This window comes from Enterococcus faecium, from assembly GCF_029023785.1.
Taxonomy (GTDB): Bacteria; Bacillota; Bacilli; order Lactobacillales; family Enterococcaceae; genus Enterococcus_B; species Enterococcus_B faecium.
In genome coordinates this window covers 854,791-879,805 of the sequence record NZ_CP118955.1, presented here as the reverse complement: position 1 = coordinate 879,805, position 25,015 = coordinate 854,791, and the positions used below count along the sequence as shown (strand labels likewise).

The window sequence follows — 25,015 nt, the reverse complement described above, 5'->3', positions numbered from 1 at the left end:
ATTTCGTTTTCTGGATATTTCCAAACTTCTCCTATCCAGTATAGAACAGATATGGAAAGTGTTCCTCACATTAAGCTTGCAAACACCTTTCATTCCTGTCATATAGCAAAAAAAAGCTACGACAGTTCTATGTCGTAGCTCTTTTTTTCGAATAAACGGTGTTCAATCAGCTGACCCTCGGTATTAGCTCAAAAAACGGCAAAATATGAGGAACTATTTTTCACAATTAAAGGAAAAATGTATATGTGGGGAAACATAGTTGATTTTTCCTTAATAGTAACGACTACCGTGGCATGTTTATCTGCTAGTTATTTGATATTTCCTTCGTGATCACGTTCTACTTCCATCATTGTGATTGGTAAATAGCCCAATTCTTTGACAGGTCCTTCTTGGATTTCTTCTGTCATCATGTAGTCTAAGAATTTTTGGACTTCAGGGGAAGGTTTTCCGTTCGTGTACATATGTTCATATGACCAGATTCCCCAGCTGTTATCTGCTACATTCTCTTCTTTTGGTTCTACACCGTCGATACTTAGTGCTTGTGTGGAATCATCGAGATATGAGAAAGCTAAATAGCTGATTGCTCCTGGTGTTTGACTTACCAGCTGCCGAACTGTTCCTGATGAATCTTGTTCTTGGGACTGCACAGGGGTAGCACCATCCAGTCCCCATTTTTCGAATGTCGCGCGGGTACCGCTGCCGTTTGCACGGTTCACGACGTTGATTTTTTGATCTTTCCCGCCAACTTCCTTCCAGTTAGTGATTTTTCCTGTAAAGATATCAATCAATTCCTGTTTGGTGATATCTTTGACATCTGTATCTTTATTGACGATTGGTGCCATCCCGACCACTGCTACTTTATGATCCACTAATTTTGAAGCATCAACTCCGTCTCTTTCTTCTGCAAATACATCAGAGTTTCCGATAGTAACTGCTCCAGCTTCGACTTGGCTCAAACCAGTTCCGCTTCCTCCTCCTTGTACAGAGATTTGATAATTTGGATTTTCTTGTACAAAGCTTTCTTGTGCTGCATCGACTAACGGCTGTAATGCTGTCGAACCTACCGCAACGATTTTTACTTGTTCATTTGAGTCACTTGAATTATTTTGTGTGGCAGAGCCATCTGTATTTCCTGATCCTGAGCCGCATCCGGCTAAAAGAATTCCCATCATACCTAGAGTAAACAATACTTTTTTCATTTTATTGCTCCTTTCTTATTTACAACTAAAGTTTATCAGTCGACTGTAAATCCCTCGTATGGTTGCTGTAAAAATATAGTTAAGTTATGTAAAAATCATGTAAACGTTTTTCGCATTCTTTACATAATAATAAAAAAAGCATATGAGAAACATGCATTTTACGCAGCTCATATGCTTTTTTACTGATGATCCACCATCAATAGTTATTTTTTATAGATACAGATCGTTCACTTTTTATCCTGATTTCTGTCCAGAAGTAAAAAAATGTTGCAAGAATAAATGAGGCAATTACTAAATAGAACCATGGTTTGATCGTCAAGAAATACATGGAGGAATAAGCTGAATCCTTCAATCCACTCTCGCTCAAACCATTAGGGCCGATAATCAAGCGAGGCAGCAAAGAAAACATAGATGTAAATACTAATAAGCAAGAAAAGTAAAGCAGCTGCCAATTGTAGTGATTGATCAGAGATTTTGGTAATAAGAGACCTACACTTATCACTAAATAGAAAACAGTCAAAGCTGGAAAATTCCTAGAAACCACTAATCCGCTTCCTTGGATCAGGCCTAATATCTCCGCACCTTGTACAACAGCATTTACCCATGTAAAAGGTAGCAAAACGATAGGAAAAAACCAAAAAAATAAATAAAGCCGATCGATTACTGCTTTTCTTCTCATTAACGTTCCCCCAAACTACTTTTTCTCTCATCATACTATACAATTTTCTATCTAAAAAAATTAGGGGGAAAAACTTTTTTTTTAGAGATAATGGCATGAGAGTTTATTCATTTAATCTAGAAATAATGAAAAAGTAATTGATTATTGCAGGATTCAATTTACAATAAAACTAACAAAATAATAACACTTGTTAGGTGGTGATGAAAGATGATAAAAACTTGCTGGAAAAACCTTCCGTTGCTTTTATCTTTTGTTCCTTATGTGCATTTCGCCTTACTGCTTGATTTTCGTTATCATTCCGTAAGCGGGTTCATCACATTGATATTTTTATCTCTTTTTGCTGGATATTATTTTCAAAGGAACAGGCGTATTATATCTTTATTCATTGCCAATATTATATCTACTGTCACTTCCTATTTATTTTGCGCCAATTTTACTGAATGGCGTTACTTCTATCATCCTTTAAAACCGACCCAGCTGATCTTGCTTCTTGCAGGTATTTACTTAGTTCCACAAATCCTTGGGTCGTTATGGGCGGTAGCCTTATCTTATAAAAAAGCTCGGCATCCATAAAAACAAACCATATATGTACAAAGAGAAGCTACTTTCTTCTTTTTATACATATATGTTTTTCTTATATCACCAAAACTATCACTAGTTTTTCTATTTTTTACTTCTTTTCTTCTCTCCAAACACTAAAAACAGTTGTGTAATAATTGCAGCAATAATGATTCCAATAATAGATATTGAATTTGAGGTGGAAACATCTATAATATTCAAAGAATAAAGTGTTGAAGAAAGTAAACTAATTAAAACAATTCCTCCATAAAAAATAGTTTGTGAGTATACCCAATTTTTTTTAGAAGACAGACTTCGTTTAGTTCTAAAACCTATACTTGCATTTCTACTCCTATCAAAAATCCATATATTCAGAAGTAATAATATCGCTACTATTAAGATAAAATTACTATAAAAAAGCAAAATATTACCTCCTAATTAAATATTAAATACCGAAAAAATTATGTTTAGATAATACCATAGTTAAGTTTTTCCTTGTGATGTTTTTCGTAAAAAGATATTTTAGCAGCATTATCGTTACAGTGCATAGTTACCATCGGCGTTATGACTATATAAAGTATACTTTCGTTGATCCAGAAAGGTATATAGATTAAAATAAGTTACCTAAAAAGGACAAATACAAATTTTATTATCTTATTCACAGTAAGAAGATAATTTTAAGATTGCGAAATACGATACTATTTGTAATCTATAATATCAGTCCTATAAAATAAACATCTAATTAATTACTCTAAATCCTAATTATAAGCCTTTTTTCTCACTTTTTTTCAAAAATATGGTATGCTTCTTAGTGAATTCAAATATAAAAGAGTTTAAAGCGTAATACACTTATGGGGAAGTGGTTTGGGGTGCGCTTTAAACTCTTCTTTATTATTATCTCACAGCAGGCTTAAAAGGTCTATGGATTAAGTTATGTAAAAAAGTGCCTCTTTAAACGTCCTAAAATCCAAACAAGGATAGCATAATATACACTATCGTTGATCCAGAAAACAGGTAAATAAATTTTGCAAAAGCAATAAGTTAAAAACATTACAAAAAAGACAAGGATATCACATCAAGAAAAAATGTTTTGAAAATATCTTTGCCTTTTTGTATTATATCTATATTAAATAATCAATCACAACACATTAACTAATTTATATATTTAATTTGTTGTTTTTCTATAATTGGATAACTAATTAACTTATGACTATCTAAGTCTTCTTTATTCATATCAATTGCAGTAATTTGACTGTCTTCATATGTTCGATAATAATAGATTCCTTTGTCAACATTGCAACAAGAAGAATAAATTGTATATTCATATTTTCCATCACCAACATCACACAAACCTTTTTGTTGTTCTACTGAACCTAAGATATGGAAAAATTGACTAATACTTTCTGACTCTGAATCTCCAGATACAGAATTCAGCTTCGTAAAAGTCGCTTTAACAAAACGAGATACTGAGGATAAATCTCCAGGCAAGCCTATCCCTCCCATACCGCGGCTATAGGCATTCAAACTTATTTGATTTGAAAAATTATTTTTAGGAGTTTCACTCGATAAGACACGATAATTGTTTAAATTAAATAATTGATAGTCAAATGAAGGATTATTGGTAAGAACGCCCACAGGGTTATCATATATATGAAGTCCATCTTTCATACTTTCAATGACAATTGATTTTTCTTTATCAGCTAATAGCCAATGTAAAGGGGATAAAGGAAGTTCGTCACTATAATTTATATTTGCTAAATTGATATTTTTTAACAATTTTTTAGCTTCTCCTACTGTTGAGCATTGTCCTAAAATCCAAGGAATAAATTCAAAAGGAGATACATTGTCTTTCTCTTCTTGTATTTCTTTATAATCAGCATACCCAGAAAAATTTAGTCCAGCCATACTCAATCCTTTTTCATTTGTCGCATCGTAATAAAGAGGGTAGTCAGCTATACCAGCGGCAATACCAATCATTGCATAATGAGTATCCAAATCATTTACCTTTCGAAAATTCAACTTATAATTTCTTGGAGTAATAGTGACTACTTCATTGTAAGATATTTCATAATCAAAATTCCTTCCAAAATAATGATCACTTGTTACATAAGTAATAGACGTACACATAGTTTATTCCTCCTAAATATTTTTCTGTCCACGTTCATATTACTCCAAAGTTTTCCTCATTCCAAAAGAAAAGCACAGAATACACAAAGAAGCGTTTTTATTTGTATAAACTATATCAAAGTTCTATACTTAAATTATCAAATAAAAAGGACGTGAAGATAAATGTCAAATTTAGAAAACAAAGAAGAAAAAGTTGTAAACAAAATTGTTTCTGTTGTCAATAAACTGGATAAAGAGTTAGACGAACTTGATACGTTATCTGAAAATCCAGAAAAAAAACATAACCTAAAAAAATGGTTAGTTGAACGAAAGGCTATTCATGAAATTAAAAAAGTTCTTCATGAAGCTGATAAATATGAAAAATATGATGAAAAAGAACTTGATAAAGAATTTAAAGAAATCAATGACTTATTACTATAATTGATTTATACGACTCATTTTTGAGTCGTCAGACTGCAAACAACACTCTAAATTTAGGAGTTTGTCTACAGTCTGAATAAATTTTAAATTTATTGTCCATAATGTTATTATGAATTTATAGCATTAAGAAAAGAGATAAGACTTTACATTTTTTTAGGAATGTAAAGTCTTATCTCTTTTCTTAATTGTACAATTAGTATTATCTGCACTACTTTCTAATTAAATAAATTTTTAGTTATTAACTTGATTAAAATCAGAGATAATATCATTTAATTCAGTTTGAAGGGTTGTAACGATTAAATGGAAATTTTCTTCATCTGTTTTATTATATGGGGATGTTTTCGTTATATATAACAACTTTTCTTTTTCAATTTTCATTAATAACTCTGTCGAAGTCTGTACTTTATCTTGATAATTAAATGCAGACATCCCACTTTGTATAATTGTAATTATTGCTGAAGCAATTGAAACAATCAATAGTAAAGACCTGTGTTCGGAAGCCTGATCAATTAATATTGGGATACTAGCTGATAAGACTATTTTTATAATATTTCCGATACCAATTACTCTATTATAAAATCGAATTTCTTTTTTTAATCTATCGATTGTAGAATCAATAGATTCGATAAACGCTTTTTGATCCATCATTTTCTCTCCAATCATTTTATTAAAATCATTAACAAAAATATTATAATAGGATTTAAGTAAGTTCTAACTAATCACATATAAAAATAAAAAAACATTTGTATTTTATCAAAGTTTTATTATACTTGTCAATTTGTGTACATCCTAAAATATAAGCTATTTGTTTACTTCTGTAGAATATATACTTTGTTGTTAGATAAGTTGCACATGTTTATAGAATCTAAATAATAAATTTTGGAATGGCAACAGTTTTTTTGACAAATTTTATAAGGTGCAGAACTTCTTTCCGTATGCTATTCCGATTGTCCTTGACAATGAGCCTCCTCGGATGTGACGATCTTCGGCAGGAGCTAACAGTTAAAGTTAGACTGCCTCGCTAGCGTTAGCACATCCGAGCTCATTATCAAGGATTCGCTGCGCCAATCTCTGGTTACGGTAACCAACCGGTGTCTCGTAGCCAAGTGTACCGTGCAACCGAAGGTGGTTCCACCAATTGACATAGTCAAATAACTCCAAATCCAATTGTTGTAAGGTTTCAAATGTGTATTGATAGACAAATTCTACCTTCAACGACTTATAAGTTGATTCAGCTACGGCATTATCAAAAGGACAGCCTTTATGACTCAATGATCGATTGATGTCAAAAGTTGTTAATAATTCATCAATAGCTTGGTTATCAAACTCTTTTCCACGATCAGTATGAAAAATCTCAACCTCTGTCAGAGGTTGTTTGATACGGCTAAATGCTTTTTTTACTAGAACGGCATCTTTATGTTCTCCACAAGAATAGCCGAGAATTTCTCGATTGAACAGATCCAAAATGAAACAGACATAATTCCATTTTTTCCCGACTCGTACATAAGTCAAGTCTGTTACGATCGCTTCTAATGGGTTGTCTCTTAAGAATTTACGATTCAATACGTTTGTCGTTTTGGCTTCATTGCAAGTAGAATGATGTACTTTAAAATAAGCAACAGTATAGCTCGATTTTAATCCTCTATTTTTCATGATTCTACTAATTTTTCGTCGGCTGATCTGAATGCCTCGTTTTGATAAGGCTTTTTTTATTTTTCTTGAGCCGTAGGCCTTTCGGCTGCGGATAAATTCTTCAGCGACTACTTCTTCAAGTTCTGATTCGTCTTTCTTTGGTTTTGATTGATAATAATAGGACTGACGTGATAGACCTAATATTCTGCACATCGCTGATATAGGGTAAAGATGCTTATTCGCATCGATTACTTGTCTCTTCGTCCGAATATCAGCGCTGCTTGCTTTAAAATATCATTTTCCATTTCTAATTGCTGGTTTCTTTTACGTAGTTCTAACAATTCTTTTTGTTCAGGCGTAAGATTATCTTTTTCTTTGAATGAACCACTCGTTTTAGATTGCTTTACCCATTTGTCAAATGCTGAAGCCGTTAGTTCATATTCTCGAATGATTTCTACACGTGGCTTTCCAGCTAAGTAAAGATTGACGATTTGTTGCTTGAATTCTTGTGAAAAAGTTCTTCGTGTTCTCTTAGACATAAAAATTCCTCCTGGTATGTTTTCTTCTAGTCTACACACCTTAATTTTTCTGTCTAGTTAATTGTAGCCTATCCATTTTTATGTACCGCCCCTCAAAGAGGGGGGGATTTTTTATCGTTGTGGAATATTTAAATACCAACGCTTGTCATGAAAATCTTGTGCTCCACCCTTAGTATTTCCTTCTGGATCGTTTGTCGCACGCATCATGACGTATACTTTCTTATTAGGGAAATCACGCATATTGAAAGATACATGATAGCCAACATTTCCTAAAGTATTATAAGCTTGATTTACGTCTGGTCTATAAATCCCATCAGCTCTTACTCTAGCTAGTTCTTTTCCAGTATTGTAGTCCATAATGAAAATATACTCGTATTTATAATTAGCAATGTGCCATCCAGCTACATGCAAGTTTGCGTTTTCGATTTCTCCGAACTGATCAATGTGGGCGTAATTTGTTCCATCTGTCAGCGTAGAATTTGCAGCACCTGCTCGAGTTGGATCAATTACTGGTTTATCCTCCGAAGTAGTTGGATTATCATCCGTAAAACCATGAGCCAAATCATAGGCTAGTTTTTCTTTACTTACACCCATTTCAGAAAGATAACCGTAAGGATCTGTATGATCGCCCCAAATATTTTGTGTTACCCATAAATGCGATTTGATTCCTGGTTGGTTATAAGGAGTGTCTAATGTTAATGGAATACCATATTTCATTGCTGAATCTCTTGCCAATTCAACGTATACTTTATAGTTCTTTTCAAAAGTTTCTTTATCATGTGTGTGTTGTAACTCGATTTGCACAGGACTTTTGGCTCACGAGGTTGTCCTACTCTACATCTTGCTGATAGATATGCTGAAAGGAAAACACCAACATTATGTTTTGCTTTTTCAGCTAGAACGAGACAAGCAGGAATACCTTTAGAAGATATCAAAGATTTTTTAGGTCATAAAGATGTTTCCACTACACAAGTCTATGCCCATATTTCTCCCGAAGTGAAAAAAAGATCAATGAATCAACTAGAAAACTATATAGAAGAGCAAATAAAAAAGCACTCAAATTGAGTGCTTTTTTAAGCTCACTATCACTAAAACTATCACTAATTTTATTTATAAGCGAACATGTTTCTATCACTGATTTTTTAAATCTAGCGAAAAACCCTTATCTTAAAGGCGTTCGTTCAATTCTTTGGCAAGGTCTTCAAAGCCTGGCTTGCCTAGAAGTGCGAACATGGTTTTCTTATAGCTCATGTAGAAAAATTTTCTTGATGATGATTTTATCCATCAATTGAGATTGACTGTTTTGCTCTCCTATGATTTCAGCTATGATTGTCCGATTTTGCGGTTTTCTTCTTAACTGGTAGTTGATTTTCCCAGTTTCCATCAACTCGCTAAGCATATCCACGACTCCGCCAAATCCGGTCTTTTTCGTAATAAAACCTAGTGCTACCATTCGTTCATCTAGATTTTTTGCTGTAATCGTCACACCAGTAATGAGCGAGTGCTGTAATGTTTGGGCCAGCTCTTCCATCCCTTCAGCATTGGATACGACGGAAGCTGTTTTGTTAATAGGTTCTTCGTTTATTTCTTTTGGTTCTTTCCTCTCCACTTTCACTGTTTGACGAAGGACATCTAGTTCTTGCAAGAGCGTTTCGTATTGTTCTTGGGTCAGCATCACGCCAGCTACTTTTTCACGATTAAATATATATACGCCAGTTCCCGCGTCTCTCGCTTGAGCAAATACATCCATCGGCGATCGTTTCACTTCTGTGATCGAAGATGTGGGAACTTCTAATTTCTTTAATTCCAATGGATTTCCTCCTTTACTAATCGCTTTTTATTATAGCACAGACTGACTTGTTTTGATCTTTTTTCCAAAGGTTTTATCGGTTTTTGCCTAACCAGTAATTGATATCGGTAAGAAGTCTTTCGATACCAAATGAAGGATGGTACAGATACGTTTTTTGATCTTCGTTATGGTCTAGTGGAAAAAAATGATCGGTGATCACTAGATCTGCATACCGAGGCGGCTTATTTCGAGTACATACATGTATAGAGATCCGTTTTCGATGTCTTAGCGTTTTGTTCAGTACCCCAGCAAGTCTTCTTGCTTCTTGGTGTTCATAGCGAAAAAAAAAGACGATTTTCACTTCAGGAGGGTGGACATCTAAATACCCTCGTTCCTGGAGTGTTTTCAGTAAAAGCATCCCCCACTCTACTGCGGGGTGTGCAAGTGCTTGTTGGATCGCTAGCCGAAATTGATATAGTTTATCTTTGGAATTGGGAAATTTTTCTAATGTTTCCTGATAATAACGAACTTCTTCTATCAGCCGGTCATGGATACCAATTACGTAACGAAGTCATTCTTGGTAAAGTACTTTTGTCAGCTTTGATTTGCTTTCGCTCTCAAATTCGCTATTCAGCCAAAACAGCGAATCAAGCTTTTCAGTCACAATCGTCAATTTCCGATAGTCTTGTGTCTCTTCTATCCGTTTCCACCGCTTTTCAGTAATCTGGTTACAGCTCAAGCGCAAAATTGCTAGATAATTTTTTTCTTTTATTGGCAAAATCTGCTCCTCTCTAAATAGCAATTCAGGAAACAATTCAAAGAATAGTGTTCGACTGTCTCCTAAAATCTCGATTTCTGCCGGATCCTTTCTTTGCTTCAATAATTGGATGAACATCTCAGAAAAGGACTGCTCTCCATCATCTGCAAAAAAATGCGGAAAATCTTTCAAAAAGCAAAACAGCAGATATCTTACTTTTCTTTCTGAACCAAAGATCTGTGCTTTTTTATAAGAAAAAGAAAGGTGGTACTCGCCAAACCACTTTCTCAATCGCTCTTGCGTAGAACGATCGTACTTCTGCTCGTAAGGTTCATTCAATAGCAGATTTTTCAGTAAACAAAACGGGGGTGATTGGATCAGAAAAACAAACAAGAGATAAGGTTCGCTATATCCTTGATCATAAACTAACTGAACGGTTTTCTTATGAAGAATCAGCTGAATGGGACAGTCGCTTTCCGCCAAACGTTTCAGATGCCGATCCACTGTTTTAACATCGATTTTCAGTTCTTCAGCTAAATCAGCTTTTCGCCAGATCAAATCTTTCATTAGATTGATTAGTGAAAATAAATTCTGTGCATTTTTTGATAATAGTTTTTGCCATCTCATCGATCATTTCTCACCTGATTTCTAAACATATTGTTTGATCAAAATGGGTTCACTCCTAAAAAGATAAAAAACTCCCTTTCTATTTATTTAAATACGCAAATCTTCCTCATTATTTTTTATTTTACTCAATTTAATCGTATTCTCATTTCAAAACGAATGTACTTTAAAAAAACATAATAAGATCACTTTGCTTGTAGGATGTATTCCCTTCCATTACAATGAAATAAATAGTGATTTTATGAGAAGGTGATGTGAAAATGGAAGAAAAAATAGAAGAATCCAAACAAAAAATCGATCAGTTGATATAAGAATTAGAAAAAGCGGTCATCGGCAAACGTTCAACTATCCAATTGATGATCGTGGCCCTATTAGCAGGTGGTCATGTCTTATTCGAAGATATTCCCGGTGTAGGTAAAACGTTACTGGTCAAAGCACTAGCAAAAGCTGTACAGGGAACCTTCAGCAGAGTCCAATGTACTCCTGATCTGCTGCCTAGTGATATTCTTGGTTTTTCCGTATACAATTCACAATCAAAAGAGTTTGAATTTCGTCCGAGACCGATCTTTACCACGATCTTGTTGGCAGATGAGATCAATCGTACGACTCCTCGTACTCAGTCAGCACTTTTAGAAGCAATGGCCGAGAATCATGCAACGATCGACAACAATACATACCCTCTAGACAATCATTTTTTTGTCTTAGCTACGCAAAATCCAATCGAGTACGAAGGAACATATCCTTTGCCGGAAGCACAGCTCGATCGTTTTTTATTCCGACTACAAATCGGTTATCCTTCTTTTGATGACGAACTTTTGCTACTTTTGGATAAATTCGAAAAAGTGTTGGATAACTTAAATGAAGTATTGAACAGTTATGAAATAGAAGAAATAAAAACAAATGTGGCGAATGTCTTTGTCAGTCCCGAAGTGGCATCTTATGCCTTGCAGTTAGTGTCAGCAACAAGAAGTCATGCTGCCATCCAGCTTGGCATCAGTCCACGAGGAAGCCTTTCCTTTATTCAGGCAGCAAAAGCTTATGCTTTAATCCATGGGAGAAATTACGTCACGCCCAAAGATTTGCAGGATTTAGTTCCTTACGTGTTTTCCCATCGCCTGATTTTTTACGATCGTTCATTGAAGGAAGACGAAAAGAAACAAATCATTCATACTCTTGTTGCACAAATTCCTATTCCTGTGAGGTAGATTGAGGTAGACAATGGAAAAAATCAAAGATTATTTCATTAATTTTGTGTTATTTCTGGTATATTTCATCATTGTGCTTTTTGCTCTTGTATTCAACAATTCTTTAGGCTGGTTCTTGTTGGCCTTTTTTACTCTTTATGTATCATGGAGCTTGATTTCATTAAGCAGCTTTCTAAAGAAACTTTCGGTTACTTGTACATTGCAGCCACTCGTTTATCGCAAAAAAAGTATGCAGGTTATTTTTTCCATAGCAAAAAAGAGAACTTTTTCTTTACTTCTCCCTCGTTTACAAATCGGCTTCCCAGCAATCTTTGCAGAAAAAAACAAGAGATTTTGATTCTTACAAATAAACCGCAAGAAGTCCAATTGCTTTGGCAGCCAAAAGAAAGAGGATGCCATGAAACATTAACTGTCATTTTTACAGCCTATGATAGTCTAGGACTTTTCAGAAAAAGTGCAAAAAGAGAGATCTCTTTTCCTGTGACTGTTCTGCCTGCTTTTTGTAAGATTCAAGCAGAAAAATTACAGAGAGTTCTGGAAAAAAAACAGCAGCTGAACGCGTACCAAAGAGGTCTTGATTTTCGGGAACATCGCGCTTATCGTCCAGGTGATTCTTTCAACCGAATCGATTGGAAATTGTCTGCTCATACTCAAGAGTGGTTATACCGTGAATACGATTATCAAGAAGAAGAATGTTCTCCTCTTTTTTGCTTTTGGGGTTCGCCCAGTCCAAAATTTGAACCTCTGCTAGACTTGTATTTTTCTTTATGGCATTTGAAAAAAGAAAAGCAGCCGGAACTTCTGATATTAGGCAACCGCGCCTTTCATGGCAAAGACCCCGGTCATACCTATTTTGCTTCTTTGGAAGCTGGCGATGAGAAAGCTTTTTTCACACACTTGAAAAAATATGCAAAAAAACAAATCGTCCTCTTTGTTCCTGAGAATTCTCCTGAAGTCTCAGAAGCTATTGAAACATTGTCAAAAGATCGAACGGTTTATCTTGTTTATTTCGTAGAAAAACAACTCATGGTCCAAGAAAAAGACAAGATATGTTCATTGCCAGGAGGTGAATGGATTGACGATTAAACGGGAAAAATGGCTGCGTGGCGTTTACTCCTTTGTGATACTAAGTGTAGGTGCTCCGATATTTGTAGTAGCTAATCAATTGCAAAACAGCTACCTTCTTATCCTAACTATTGGTGTCCTATGCCTTATTGTCTGCTGTATTCCTAAAAAATGGGTACGTTTGCTGCTTTCTTTGCCAGTAATGATAGGTTGTTTGTTTTTATATTTTCCTTCGAAGACATTTTCCATATTATGGATCTTACAGTTTTTTTCGTCAGTTACAGAGGAATTCTTCCATCTATCCCAAGGTAAACTTTATTATTTGCCAGAAAAGACAGCTTTTTTTCTCATAATGTTGCTGATCTATTTATTTATTACATTGACCGTGGATTACGACTATTGGTACGCACCCTTTCTTTCTTTGATGGCTTACTTCATGATGCTTACCGTTTTTCGGAAAAAAGATTTACTGTACGAAATGATTGCGGTAGTAACTGTTTTGTTCGTGTATCTGGCAGCAAGGCAATTTTTCTCCATCCGGTTGTTGTCGGGAAACACTCGATTCCAGTCATTGACTACAGTTCTGCTTATTTGTTTCTTAACTTTTAGCGCTATCTTGCCTTTATATCTTCCGAAAGTACACCAATCTCTCGAGGAAACGAGTGAACCGATCCGAGAATATCTTAATGATGAAGGGCTTTATGACACACTCCATGAGTATCAATTAACCGGAAGTGCAAGAACAGGCTTCAGTGAGAATGATGAACAGCTTGGTGGACCTTTATATGATAATGGCGAAGTTGTTTTTACAGCGAACCAAGAAGGAAATGGCTATTGGAAGATCGAAAATAAAAATCATTACACCGGTTCTGGATGGATAGAAGATCAGGACGCACCCATCCAACCAATCCAAGAATTCCCTGTTGACATCACGAGCTACCAAACCGTTATAGAAGACAAAGAAAACATTACATTGACCCTAAAAAAACAAGTTTTCTTACCTTATCCTTATGGAAATACTACCTTGACTGATTTTTCATTAGCTAGTGGACAAACGCTTTACTATTTGCCTGAAAGCCAGCGATTCATTCCTGTCCCGAATGAATCGACACGTTCTGCAACTTTACAAACAGAAAGGTTAGTTTTTACGAGAGAAGAATTAAAAATCAGTCAGTTAAAAGCTGATGATTTAGAAAATCAGCAGACAAATCTTCAATTGCCAAAAAGTTTGCCTAAACGTATTGAGGACTTGGCGGTCGAATTGACCAAAAATGAAGCAACTTTAATTCGTAAAGTCGAAGCTGTCTAACAGTATTTAAAAACAAGCGGAAATTTCCGCTATTCCAAAACGGATACCGGGCATACTCCAAAAGAACACGATTATGTGGATTATTTCCTCTTTGATTCAAAAGTCGGCTATTGTGACAACTTTTCAACTTCTATGGTCGTCCTTCTTCGAACACTTGGTATCCCAGCTCGCTGGACAAAAGGTTTTACAAATGGGCTCAGAACAGGCACAGATAATCAAGGGAATGAGGAATACAGCATTCTCAATAGTCATGCTCATTCTTGGCCAGAGGTATACTTTCCTGGATTTGGCTGGCTTCCATTTGAACCAACCCCTTCATTTGCCAATCCAATGGGTTCACAACCAGTTGCTGAAACAACCGAAACCGTCCAGCCTGCTATCGAACAACCAAATGAAAGCGAAAATATGGCAGAAACTATTTCCAGTGAGAGATCTGAGGTCATTCCATCAGAAGAAACAACACTCACACCAGCTTATAAAATCGTCTTATTCAGCCTTGGAGTGTGTTTATCCGTCTTGTTGTTCTTTCTATTGTTATTCAGAAAATCTCTGCGCTGGACAAGTTATCTTATCTATCTTCATTTTTTTGCTTCTACTAATACGATTGCATATCAAAAACTTCTTAACCCTTTGGAAACATTGGTACCGCGCAAACCCGCAGAATCTTTGCAGGAATATAGCCTGCGAATAGAACAAGAATTCAAGCTAGATCTGCGTTTCATTCGATTAACTACTCAATATGAAGCAGAAATATATGGACGACAAGCAGATCCGGTAAAATTCGATAAAAAAACCTATTTAGAAATAACGCATATAATAAGAAAAATGGTATACAAAAAAATTCTGACAAAAGGGAGCCGCTTCAAAAAATAAGATAAAATTTCTGGAGAATCTACTTCTGGAATGCCGAGAACCAGCTGATTGAGTATCGATTACTCGAAAAAAAGGTTGTGACACGTTTTTTGTCACAACCTTTTTTCATTATTATCTGATTTTCAATGTCAAAGCATTTAGAGCTACAACTACCGTACTTAACGACATCAAGACAGCACCAACTGCTGGACTTAATATGATACCAATTGGCGCAAGAATTCCGGCTGCTAGCGGAATTGCAAGAATATTGTAACCTGCCCCCCACCAGAGGTTCTGGATCATTTTCTTTCGCGTTTGCTTGGCTAGATCAAGAAAATGCAAAATATCTTTTGGATCGCTGTTTGTCAATACGACATCCGCAGAATCGATTGCGATATCTGTCCCTGCACCGATTGCCATCCCGATTGAAGCACGGGCTAAACTTGGCGCATCATTGATCCCATCACCCACCATGATTACTTTTTTCCCTTGGTCAAGGTATTTCTGGACAACAGCTTCTTTATCATCTGGTAATAAACCGCCATAATATTCTTCGATCCCTAAATAATCTGCTACTGCTTGGGCAGCGTTTTTATTGTCACCAGTAAGCATGACAGGAGTGATTTTTCTTTCTTTCAATGTTCGGATAAATTCTTTTGCTTCTGTTTTTACTACGTCACCTAAAGCAACGATTGCAGCTAGATGATTTTCTAAAATCAGGAAGCTGATGGTATTTCCTTGTTCTTGGTAAGGTTTCAATAATGCTTGTTCTACGTTTAATCCGAGACGCTCAACTTCTTTTTCATTAACTATTTTCACTTGTTGTTTTTTGACTGTTGCCTCTAGCCCGACTCCTGAAAGATTTTTTAGGTTTTCAGCTTGATAAGGCTTGATTTCATGTTCTTTCAAATAATTCATAATGCCAACAGCCAATGGATGATTGGCATTCGCTTCCAAGGCTCCTAGATATTGAAGGATTTCATTTTTATTGAACGCATCATCAAGTACTTCGACACCCGTTACAGTAAATTTTCCTTCTGTTAGTGTTCCTGTTTTGTCCAGCATGATCACATCTAGATCATTGGCTTGCTCCAGTGCATTGCGGTTTTTCAAAAGTAATCCGTTTTTAGCTGCTATTGATGTGGAACGAGCAACAACTAATGGGATAGCTAAACCTAGAGCATGAGGACAGGCGATGATAAAGACTGTTACCATACGTTCTAATGCATTAGGAAGATCTGTCAAGAACAACCAGGCGATGAATGCCAGGATACCCACAATTAATGCGACATAAAACAGCCATTTTGCCACTTTGTCAGATAATGACTCTAGCTTGGATTTTTCTCCTTGTGCTTTTCGCACCATTTCCATAACCTTCGCTAGATAACCATTTTCACCAGTTCCAGTTACTTCGATTTCGATCGTTCCATCCCCATTGATAGAACCGCCAATCACTTTGTCATTGGCTTGTTTTTTGATTCCTCTTGATTCGCCAGTCACAGCTGATTCGTCAACAATTGTTTCACCTTTCAAGATTACACCATCTGTTGGCATTTTATCACCAGACCGGACGATCAAACGATCACCTTCGTTTACTTCTTTCAATGAAACTGTCTCTTCTTTTCCATCTTTCGTCAAGCGTTTCACTGATTCTGGCAGTAATTCTGCTAGTTTTTGTAAAGCATTGCTGGCATTCGACACAGCATTCATTTCAATCCAGTGACCTAGTAGCATAATAACGATCAAAGTAGCCAATTCCCAGAAGAAATCCATGACGTGTGTATGTGGATTGAGCAGATTTGCGATAAACGAATAGACACTATAAATATATGCAACTGTAATCCCCATCGCGATCAGTGTCATCATAGCAGGACTTTTTTGTTTCAATTCCATCTTAGCTCCACTTAAAAATGGCTGACCGCCATAGATAAATAGTATAGTTGCTAAGATCAATACGAGCCAATCAGAACCAGGAAACGTTACTTGAAATGGAAATTCCATTCCCATCATTGGTGAAAAAAGAATGATTGGGATAGCTAGGATAAGCGATAGCCAAAATTTTTGTTTGAAATTCCCCATGTGCATGGAATGATCCATGCCGCCGTGTTCGTGATCCATGTGCATCGAATGGTCCATTTGTTTGCTGTTTGCTATATCTCCATGGTTATGTCCCATGTGCATGGAATGATCCATCTGACTATGGTCATGTTTCATCTCCATCTGTTTTTCATGAGATTCTGTACTTTCTTTGTTTACTACTTCTTTTTTATGCTCATGTTTTTTCTCCATATCGTTCCCATTCATTTTTACTCCATCCCTTCTCTTACTTTTTCATGTGTCGATTTAAGCTCAGGGAGTTCAACAATACACTGACGGAACTAAACGCCATCGCTCCTCCTGCAATGATTGGATTCAAAAAGCCTAGTGCGGCAAAAGGAATACCAATCGTATTATAGACAAAAGCCCAGAAAAGATTTTGTTTGATTTTTCTCAATGTCAACCTAGACAACTCGATTGTTTGTGCAATGGATGCCAAACTGCTATTCATCAGCGTCACATCGGCTGTTTCCATCGCAATGTCCGTTCCACTTCCCATTGCCATACCGACATCAGCTAATGCTAAGGCCGGTGCATCATTGATTCCATCGCCTGCCATACCGACTTTTTTGCCATCTTTCTGAAGTTTTTCTACGTAGGCTGCTTTATCCTCTGGAAGTACTTCAGCAAAGATATGCTTTGGATCAATACCAACTTGTTTACCAATCGTTTCGGCTGCCAGTTTGTTGTCTCCTGTCAGCATAAAAACATCTAATCCTTTATTCTGGAGCTGCTTGATTGCTTGTTTGACTTCTAGTTTGATTTGATCAGCCACGGCAATCAACCCGATCACTTGCTTTTCATCAGCTAAAAACATGACTGTTTTTCCCTGCTGTTCTAATTCTAACGCGTGTTCTTGGTATTCATCAAATGATAGGTTCAATTCAATTAATCGTTTACGTGTACCCGCAAAATAGCGTACTCCGTTAATCGTACCGCTGATTCCAGCACCTGGGTGGGCTGTAAAATCAATCATATCGTATGTTGCTGCTTCTTGCAGTTTTCCGTATTCCACGATTGCTTTACCTAGTGGATGTTCAGAAGCTTGTTCTAAAGTATAAAAAATAGATAGGACTTCTTTAGAACCGACTAGATCTGTAACTTTGGGCTTTCCTTCTGTAATCGTTCCAGTTTTATCCAAAACAATGCTGTCTAAGTGAGCAGCTGCTTCTAATGCTTCTCCGCCTTTAATTAAAATTCCATTTCGTGCACCAACACCCGTTCCTACCATAATAGCTGTTGGAGTCGCTAAACCTAATGCACATGGACACGCAATGACTAATACAGAGACACTATGGATCAATGCGAGTTGCCAATCACCAGTGATCAAACCTGTAGCTATGAGCGTGATAAACGCGATGACTAATACGATCGGAACAAAAATCCCTGAGATCCGATCTGCGATTTTTTGGATTGGGGCTTTGCTCCCTTGAGCATCTTCCACCATTTGAATGATTTGCGCTAATACTGTCTGCTTGCCGACTTGTGTAACTTCCATGTGAAGTAGACCATTCGTATTGATTGTCCCGCCAAAGAGCGTGTCATCCGGATTCTTTTCTACAGGAAGATTTTCACCAGTAAGCATACTTTCATCTATCGCACTGCTTCCTGAAATAATTCGACCATCTGCTGGAATCTGCTCACCAGGACGGATGACTAGTTGATCACCAACGACTACTTCTTCAATCGCTAACGTTTCTTCTTTCCCGTTTCTTATCACTTGGGCGGTTTTTGTTTGAAGAGACATCAATTGTTTGATTGCATTACCTGTTTTCGTTTTTGCTGTATGTTCCAAATATTTGCCGAGCAAAATCAGCGTGATGATCATACTGCTGCTTTCAAAATAAAGATCTTGGGGGTGTCCACGGAAAAATCCGTTGTAAATGCTCAATGCAAAGGCAGCCGATGTTCCAATTGCTACCAATACATCCATATTTGGTGCTTTCGTCTTGATTGCATGGTACGCACCTTTATAAAAACGAGCACCGACATAAAATTGGACAGGAGCAGACAGCACTAACTGGACGATTGGAAAATGAAAAAAGTGAACAATCGCCGCATGGCTTCCTAACATCATAGCAATCATTGACAACATCAACGGCAAAGTCAAAACCGTACTCAATATAAGATCGAATAGCATTTTTTTCAAATACGCTTGCTTTTCTTCTGCAATTTTTTGTTTGTGGGCTTCATCGTACAAAATTGCACCATAGCCGATGTTTTCTACGCTTTGGATTAATTTTTCAGTGGTCGTCCCTTCATATTTGACACTTGCTTTTTCAGTGGCCAAGTTGACTGTGGCATTGACCACACCAGGTTGTCCGTTCAGCTCTTTTTCGATCCTAGCAGAACAATTTGCACAAGTCATACCTGTAATGACGAACGTATCCATTTTGGTTTCTGCTGTTGCCATCAAATCACCTCTGCTTTATAACCCAATCCATTGATTGCTTGACAAATCTTTTCGGATTGAACTTTTGTTTCATCAAACTTGACCGTACCGTTTGCTTTTTTCAAATTTACTTTCACTTTTTGCACGCCGTCAAGTGCGCTTACTGTTTCTTCTACTCTTGCTGCACAATGATTGCAGCTCATACCTTCGATTGAAAATTGTTGTTTCATTTTTTCTTCCTCCTATTGATGTTGTTTACATTCACATTGACCTGGGATACAGTTACATTCGATCGTATCTACTGGTTGCTTTTGTTCCAGTTGTTTCAAAATCTCATTGATATCTTCTTGAGTCAAAGTGGCTTCTTCTACTAGATCCGCAATCGTCTCTCCAATCCTTTTTGCACAGATATGGGAAAAAAGATTTTCCGTCGCACTGCGAACTGTTTCCATCTCCGAGACAGCTGGATGATAAATGAATTTTTTTCCTTCTTGTTCTGTCCAGATCACTTCTTTTTTTACCAAACGACCCAGCAAAGTTTTGATCGTTGCTGGTTTCCAATCCATCGAATCAGCTAAGATCTGCGTGATTTCTTGGGCTGTCGTCTGTCCAAGTGTCCAAATAACACGCATGATCTCCCACTCTGAATCACTGATCTTTACTGGCGTTTTGACTTTTTCCATTTATTTCACACCTTTCGTTTACAAATGTAATCATTATCTTATGAATACAGATTACACTTGTAAACAAAAACTGTCAATTATTTTTGCTCTCTATTTTCAATTTAGTTAAAAATTCTTGTTTCTCTCGTCTTGTTTTAAGGATGATCAGTTTATTTCTTGCATTAGCTACTTGGATCAGCTGCTGTATTTTCGGTTCATTGTTTTCTTCAAAATGCCAGATAAAAGATAAAAATTCTAAGTATTCCCTGTTTAGTTTCTCCGAAAATGATTCAGGCATATCTGGCCGAGATTTTTTGTTTATCTTTCTTTTTAGAGAACGCCAAACTACTCGGTAGATGGCGAGATAACGCGGCACTTTAAGCCAAATGATCTTATCTGCTTCTTTAATCCTTTCCTCTAATGTAGAAGTATAATTTCCTTCAACGATCCATGACGGATTAGATACCATAAACAATTGCTGTTCTTGCAAAAACCACTTTTTTGCCTGAATACTGTAGTCTGTTGTATGCCATAAAAGGTCTAGCGGCAGTAGCGGAAAGTCGGTGATTTCTTTGATCTTCCTTGCGAGGGTCGATTTTCCCGACCCACTTTGTCCAATCACGATGATCTTCATTCTTCTCCCTCACTTCTCTTTGGAATTTGGTTCGATCATACCACTTATAACGCCGCAAAAAAACAAGGGACTGTGACAAAAGTCGTGTCAAAGTCCCTTGTTTCGAATAAATGGTGTTCAATCAGCTGACCTTCAGCATTAGCTCAAAAAGCGGCAAAATATGAGGAGCTATTTTTCCGTTTGTTTCTCTAATACTCAGGTCAAATCGCTGATTTTACAACCTCTTCCTTAAACGGTGTTCTCCTGCCAACACCTCGGTCACAAGTCACAATAGTCAACAAACATGAGAAGTTGTTTTTTGAAATTGCTCCTTGTGACTCGGAGTTAAACGGCAGGCTCACTACCTCTTTCTTAAACGGTGTTCCAAAGCTTGCATCTGCGGTAATAAGCCCAGCCAAACGAAAAATATGAGGGGCTATTTTTGTTTGGCTGTTCTTATTACTTGATGCAGGACAGCTTTTTCACAACCTCTGATTCACGGTGTTCCAGAAGTAGCTTCTTCGAAAAACAAGCCGAAACTTCACAAAAATTTGAGAAGCAATTTTCGTAAATTCCTTCTTATTTCTTGAAGCTGACCACTTCTGTCACAACCTCTTGTAACAAGTATTTCTATTTTAAGGCTGAACCACTGTTTCTGGTTCAGTGATTTCTTTGTTTTTGTCTCGACGAGCAATTGCTGGCAAGATCATACCTAATAAGATCAAGACGATTGGTGTGATGATATTCGTAAATAATTGGAACCACCATGCTTTAGGATCAGCAGTATAATCTACTTTTGGCACCATTCCTAGGATACATGCAAACGCAGTGAAGGCAAAGCACCAAGCACCAAAGATAAAACCGATTTTTGGATTTTTAACAAATTTATATTCAGAATTGAATTTCTTATAAGCTTTATTCAACATCATATATGCCAAGAACACCCATAGGTAACGCATTGGCATGACAACTGAGTTCAAGTTCGTCAACCATTTTACTAATTCATTCATATCTTTGATACCAAAAATCGGCAACAAAATAATGATTCCTACTAGTATACCTGTCAGAAGATAACCATTCACCAATGTACCTTTACGATTACGTTTACGTAGCCAGTTTGGTACAAATTCTGGATCCGCATCTGCTAACAAGATTTTTAGTGGTGCATCAATTGAAAAGGCTAATGCGGAGATTTGTCCAATCATGTTTGTCAATGCGTAAATGATCATCAATGAGTTACCGATACCATAGTAATTACCTAAAATTTGAAAAGCACTGTATGCCCCATTTGCCATCAAGTCTTTAGGAATATTATCACTAGCAAACAGCATACCCATTGCGACTGAGCCTAATACAGCACAAATCCCTACCATTGCTGCTAAGAAGATCATCCCTTTAGGAAATTCCTTTGCAGGATTTCTTGTAGAGTTGACATAAGGGGATATTTTTTCCGCCCCTCCAACTGCAAATACTAGCATCGAAACGGTTGTGAAATAACTGAAATCAAATGTTGGAATATATGTTTTCACTTGATTCATATGTGGTGTGGCAAATTCCATCGTTGGATTGATGAACGGTGCCGTTACAGCTAAAAGAATAAATAAGATCGACATGACGAACATCGCTGTTCCGGCCAGTCCGCCAATCACTTTCAAAGTAGAAAGTCCTTTTGTTGATAAATATAAAAAGGCAAGAAATATAATAAGTGAAATAACTGCTACCATTTGTACTGACATCGTATTTACGATATTTCCATTTCCTTGGACTGCCCAACCACCAGCAATCAGAATTGCTTGAGGCTTTTGTGCCAAATAAGGAATATGGACGACCCAGTAAGTCCAAGCGGCATAGTATGCCAGTCGTTTATTAGATGTCGTATTTTCGACCCATGAACTGACGCCTCCTTTACTATCCTTGAAGGCTGATCCTAATTGTCCAACGATCAATGCGTATGGAATAAAATAAATGGCCAAAATCAATAGCCAAGAGGTGACAACTGATACTCCTTGCTGAGCATAGTTATTAACTACATTCCCCATGCCCCAAACCATGTTAAATGCAATTAACGCAACAGTAAACCAGCGTAATTGTTTGTTGTTCATTCGTTCTCTCCTTTATGATAAAAATTTGTTATCCAGATGTAATCATATTCAATTTTTAACAAACTTACAAGACAGTGTTATTTTATGTGTGTATTCTTTTATTTAATACACATCGTTTTTTCATATTTTTTCCATCAAAAAAATAAGTTATTTTCTTTTATTTCATTGACCTTATTGAATTTCAAGCTATTTTGAATTTTCTGCAAAATTAAAAACATTAGTTATTTTATAATCCTATCTATTTTCTTTACATTTTTCATTAAGAAAAGGATATAAAAAAAAGAGGACGTTCATTCGTCCTCTTCATTGATCAACGTTTATTTTTTACATGCAAGCTTCGCATGGCATTCAAAACAGCTAATACTGTCACCCCAACATCTGCAAATACTGCATCTCCCATTGATGCAAAACCAAAAGCACCTAAGGCAAGTACCAAAATTTTTATCCCAATAGCAAAGACAATGTTTTGTTTGACGATTTTCAATGTTTTCTTTGCTAAATGGATTGCTTCTGCAATCTTCGATGGTTGATCATTCATGATGACTACATCTGCTGCTTCAATTGCAGCATCGCTTCCCAATCCACCCATTGCGATTCCTACATCTGCTCTTGCTAGCACCGGTGCATCGTTGATTCCATCTCCGACAAATGCGGTCTTTTTATTGTTTCTTTGTAAGATTTCCTCTAACCGCTGCACTTTATCTTCAGGAAGCAATTCGCTATATATCTTGTCCACGCCTACTTGCTTCCCGATATGATCAGCAATTTTTTTCGAGTCGCCCGTCAACATGACTGTGTTCTTCACACCAGCCTGTTTTAATTGAACCAATGCGTCTACGGCATCTTCTTTCAAGGTATCTGCAATAACAAGATAACCACTGTAACTTTGATCGATCGCTAGATAAAGCAATGTACCGATTTCTTGACTTAAAGGAAAAGAGATTTCAAATCTTTCCATCAATTTGTGATTACCTGCTAATACTTGTTTGCCATCAACTTCAGCTAAGATCCCTTCACCTGCAAATTCCTGGATATTAGTTGTTGGTAAAAGCGGACCTGCGTAGCCTTCTAAAACAGATTGAGCAATCGGATGTGTAGAAAACTGTTCTGCACTCGCAATATATTGCATGAATTTCTTTGGATCGATTTTTGTATCGATCGTCTGGATCGAAAAGTCACCTTTCGTTAATGTGCCGGTTTTATCGAATACCACTGTCTCGGTTTGCGCAAGCAACTCCAAGTAATTTGAACCTTTTACTAATACACCGATTTTACTTGCGCCTCCGATACCGCCAAAGAAACTAAGTGGCACGGAAATCACTAATGCACATGGACATGAGATCACTAAAAATGTCAATGCTCGATAGATCCATTCAGAAAACGCCGCTCCAGAAACAACAAGTGGAGGTAAAACAGCTAATAAAACGGCCAATCCTACAACGACTGGTGTGTAATAGCGCGCGAATTTAGTAATGAAATTTTCAGCTGGTGCTTTTTTACTGCTGGCATTTTCTACTAATTCTAATAATTTGCTGATAGTAGAATTTTCATAAGATTTTTCTACTTGAACTAAAAATGGTTTATTTTTATTGATAAATCCGCTTAATACTGTTTCACCAACATATACAGATTTAGGGACTGATTCTCCTGTAAGTGCTGACGTATCGACTAATGATTCTCCTTCGATGATCGTTCCATCTAACGGTACACGTTCACCAGGCTTCACAAGTACAAACTGACCGATCTGCACGTCTTCAGGGTTCACGGTCATCAATCCTTCCGTCGTCTGCACGTGAGCTGTTTCTGGACGGATCGCCATCAATTCGCGAATCGATTTTCTTGAATGACTGACTGCCAATCCTTGGAAATACTCGCCGATTTGATAAAATAGCATCACTGCTACGGCTTCTGGATATTCACCGATCAACATAGCGCCAATCGTAGCAACAGACATAAGAAAATTCTCATCAAAGATTTTTCCTTTGACGATATTCATCACTGCCTTCTTCACTACATCATATCCTATCAGCAGATAAATCAATAAATACCCTATCAAGCGAATTGGTTCATTAAAATCAAATAATAGCAATAAAGCGATACCTGCAAGGGAAAATAAAATCCGGAACAGCGTATTTCTCTCTTTTTCATTTCCATGTTCAGATACTTTTTCCTTATCTATTTCTGTTACTTTGACATCTGGTTCTAATTCCTTCACTACTTTTTTTGTTTCTTGTTCAATCGTAGCCAAATGATCTTCCTCTGCGTCAATCGTTAGTTTTCCAGAAGTGAAGTTTACCGTTGCTTCCTTGACTCCATTGATCTTCTGAACTCCTTTTTCGATTTTCATTGCACAGTTCGCACAATCTAAACCTTCTAATCTGTAACTTTTCATTT

21 protein-coding genes and 4 pseudogenes are annotated in these 25,015 nt (G+C 36.7%); 8 read left to right on the top strand and 17 right to left on the bottom strand.

From position 1 onward, the window contains the following. Nucleotides 1–308: 308 nt before the first annotated feature. Together PYW34_RS04145 and PYW34_RS04140 are read right to left on the bottom strand one after the other, a co-directional pair. Nucleotides 309–1,199, bottom strand: a complete 891-nt coding sequence (locus PYW34_RS04145) for a phosphate ABC transporter substrate-binding protein PstS family protein (RefSeq protein WP_002289807.1) — start codon at nt 1,197–1,199, stop codon at nt 309–311. Between the two features lie 196 nt (nt 1,200–1,395). Beyond that, nucleotides 1,396–1,878, bottom strand: a complete 483-nt coding sequence (locus tag PYW34_RS04140; RefSeq protein WP_002293699.1) for a hypothetical protein — start codon at nt 1,876–1,878, stop codon at nt 1,396–1,398. A gap of 207 nt (nt 1,879–2,085) precedes the next feature. Between PYW34_RS04140 and PYW34_RS04135 the strand changes: the two genes are divergently transcribed. Beyond that, a complete protein-coding gene (locus PYW34_RS04135) occupies nt 2,086–2,451 on the top strand; it encodes a hypothetical protein (protein WP_002289810.1) in 366 nt (121 codons plus the stop codon). 90 nt (nt 2,452–2,541) lie between these two features. On the opposite strand, the gene PYW34_RS04130 is transcribed toward PYW34_RS04135, so the two are convergent. Further along, complete coding sequence (locus tag PYW34_RS04130) at nt 2,542–2,859, bottom strand: SdpI family protein (RefSeq protein ID WP_002322761.1); 318 nt, start codon at nt 2,857–2,859, stop codon at nt 2,542–2,544. 95 nt (nt 2,860–2,954) lie between these two features. Here PYW34_RS04130 and PYW34_RS13105 point away from each other — a divergent pair. Beyond that, a pseudogene (locus PYW34_RS13105) lies at nt 2,955–3,050 on the top strand (DUF5960 family protein); the annotation flags it as partial. Between the two features lie 538 nt (nt 3,051–3,588). Here PYW34_RS13105 and bsh read toward each other — a convergent pair. Next, nucleotides 3,589–4,563, bottom strand: coding sequence for a choloylglycine hydrolase (bsh, locus tag PYW34_RS04125; protein WP_002334499.1), 975 nt, complete (start codon nt 4,561–4,563; stop codon nt 3,589–3,591). Between the two features lie 162 nt (nt 4,564–4,725). Here bsh and PYW34_RS04120 point away from each other — a divergent pair, with 162 nt between their 5' ends. Then, entirely contained in the window at nt 4,726–4,983 is a 258-nt protein-coding gene (locus PYW34_RS04120) for a hypothetical protein (protein ID WP_002295273.1), read from the top strand. A gap of 231 nt (nt 4,984–5,214) precedes the next feature. Here PYW34_RS04120 and PYW34_RS04115 read toward each other — a convergent pair whose 3' ends face one another. The 3 genes and pseudogenes from PYW34_RS04115 to PYW34_RS04105 all read right to left on the bottom strand — a co-directional run. Then, nucleotides 5,215–5,646 (bottom strand): DUF4231 domain-containing protein, encoded by a 432-nt coding sequence (locus PYW34_RS04115; RefSeq protein ID WP_002305693.1) that lies wholly within the window; start codon nt 5,644–5,646, stop codon nt 5,215–5,217. A gap of 345 nt (nt 5,647–5,991) precedes the next feature. Further along, nucleotides 5,992–7,154, bottom strand: a protein-coding gene (locus PYW34_RS04110; RefSeq protein ID WP_086956687.1) for an IS3 family transposase whose coding sequence is annotated in 2 segments (ribosomal slippage) — nt 5,992–6,878 and nt 6,878–7,154 — 1,164 coding nt in all. Because the reading frame shifts where the segments join, the coding sequence is not laid out codon by codon here. Nucleotides 7,155–7,265: 111 nt separating this feature from the next. Then, nucleotides 7,266–7,970: pseudogene (locus PYW34_RS04105) on the bottom strand (N-acetylmuramoyl-L-alanine amidase); the annotation flags it as partial. A 72-nt stretch (nt 7,971–8,042) separates the two neighbouring features. Between PYW34_RS04105 and PYW34_RS04100 the strand changes: the two are divergent. Further along, nucleotides 8,043–8,219 (top strand): annotated as a pseudogene (locus PYW34_RS04100) (recombinase); the annotation flags it as partial. A 175-nt stretch (nt 8,220–8,394) separates the two neighbouring features. On the opposite strand, the gene PYW34_RS04095 reads toward PYW34_RS04100, so the two are convergent. The 3 genes from PYW34_RS04095 to PYW34_RS04085 all read right to left on the bottom strand — a co-directional run bounded on the left by PYW34_RS04095 (nt 8,395) and on the right by PYW34_RS04085 (nt 10,327). After that, nucleotides 8,395–8,964 (bottom strand): prevent-host-death protein, encoded by a 570-nt coding sequence (locus PYW34_RS04095; RefSeq protein ID WP_002294835.1) that lies wholly within the window; start codon nt 8,962–8,964, stop codon nt 8,395–8,397. 73 nt (nt 8,965–9,037) lie between these two features. Then, a complete protein-coding gene (locus tag PYW34_RS04090; protein ID WP_002294837.1) occupies nt 9,038–9,361 on the bottom strand; it encodes a hypothetical protein in 324 nt (107 codons plus the stop codon). A 153-nt stretch (nt 9,362–9,514) separates the two neighbouring features. Beyond that, the gene (locus tag PYW34_RS04085) at nt 9,515–10,327 is read right to left on the bottom strand and encodes a hypothetical protein (protein ID WP_002294839.1); all 813 of its coding nucleotides are present in this window, start codon (nt 10,325–10,327) and stop codon (nt 9,515–9,517) included. Nucleotides 10,328–10,653: 326 nt separating this feature from the next. Here PYW34_RS04085 and PYW34_RS04080 point away from each other — a divergent pair, with 326 nt between their 5' ends. The 4 genes and pseudogenes from PYW34_RS04080 (at nt 10,654) to PYW34_RS04065 (ending at nt 14,776) form a co-directional block, all read left to right on the top strand. Next, the gene (locus PYW34_RS04080) at nt 10,654–11,529 is read left to right on the top strand and encodes a MoxR family ATPase (protein ID WP_346814485.1); all 876 of its coding nucleotides are present in this window, start codon (nt 10,654–10,656) and stop codon (nt 11,527–11,529) included. Between the two features lie 13 nt (nt 11,530–11,542). Then, nucleotides 11,543–11,866: a hypothetical protein gene (locus PYW34_RS04075; protein ID WP_002294843.1), complete on the top strand. Its 324-nt coding sequence runs from the start codon at nt 11,543–11,545 to the stop codon at nt 11,864–11,866. Continuing rightward, on the top strand, nt 11,863–12,615 hold the full coding sequence (locus PYW34_RS04070) for a DUF58 domain-containing protein (protein WP_002334171.1): 753 nt from the start codon (nt 11,863–11,865) through the stop codon (nt 12,613–12,615). Before PYW34_RS04075 ends, PYW34_RS04070 begins: the two co-directional genes overlap by 4 nt. Further along, nucleotides 12,605–14,776, top strand: a pseudogene (locus PYW34_RS04065) (transglutaminase domain-containing protein). The gene PYW34_RS04070 and the pseudogene PYW34_RS04065 overlap by 11 nt, the downstream one beginning before the upstream one ends. Before the next feature lie 111 nt (nt 14,777–14,887). On the opposite strand, the gene copB reads toward PYW34_RS04065, so the two are convergent. The 7 genes from copB to PYW34_RS04030 form a co-directional block, all read right to left on the bottom strand. Continuing rightward, the gene (gene copB / locus PYW34_RS04060) at nt 14,888–17,059 is read right to left on the bottom strand and encodes a copper/silver-translocating P-type ATPase CopB (protein WP_002296533.1); all 2,172 of its coding nucleotides are present in this window, start codon (nt 17,057–17,059) and stop codon (nt 14,888–14,890) included. Between the two features lie 19 nt (nt 17,060–17,078). Next, a complete protein-coding gene (locus PYW34_RS04055; RefSeq protein ID WP_002330083.1) occupies nt 17,079–19,265 on the bottom strand; it encodes a heavy metal translocating P-type ATPase in 2,187 nt (728 codons plus the stop codon). Continuing rightward, nucleotides 19,265–19,474: a copper chaperone CopZ gene (copZ, locus tag PYW34_RS04050; protein ID WP_002289040.1), complete on the bottom strand. Its 210-nt coding sequence runs from the start codon at nt 19,472–19,474 to the stop codon at nt 19,265–19,267. Before copZ ends, PYW34_RS04055 begins: the two co-directional genes overlap by 1 nt. A 12-nt stretch (nt 19,475–19,486) precedes the next feature. Then, nucleotides 19,487–19,927 carry a CopY/TcrY family copper transport repressor gene (locus PYW34_RS04045; protein ID WP_002294855.1) on the bottom strand — a complete coding sequence of 147 codons (441 nt, stop codon included), beginning with the start codon at nt 19,925–19,927 and terminating at the stop codon, nt 19,487–19,489. A gap of 73 nt (nt 19,928–20,000) precedes the next feature. Beyond that, a complete protein-coding gene (locus tag PYW34_RS04040; protein WP_002289037.1) occupies nt 20,001–20,540 on the bottom strand; it encodes a transcriptional regulator in 540 nt (179 codons plus the stop codon). A 614-nt stretch (nt 20,541–21,154) separates the two neighbouring features. Continuing rightward, a complete protein-coding gene (locus PYW34_RS04035) occupies nt 21,155–22,621 on the bottom strand; it encodes an APC family permease (protein ID WP_002288779.1) in 1,467 nt (488 codons plus the stop codon). Nucleotides 22,622–22,931: 310 nt separating this feature from the next. Further along, the gene (locus PYW34_RS04030) at nt 22,932–25,013 is read right to left on the bottom strand and encodes a heavy metal translocating P-type ATPase (RefSeq protein ID WP_002301949.1); all 2,082 of its coding nucleotides are present in this window, start codon (nt 25,011–25,013) and stop codon (nt 22,932–22,934) included. Between the last annotated feature and the right edge of the window lie 2 nt (nt 25,014–25,015).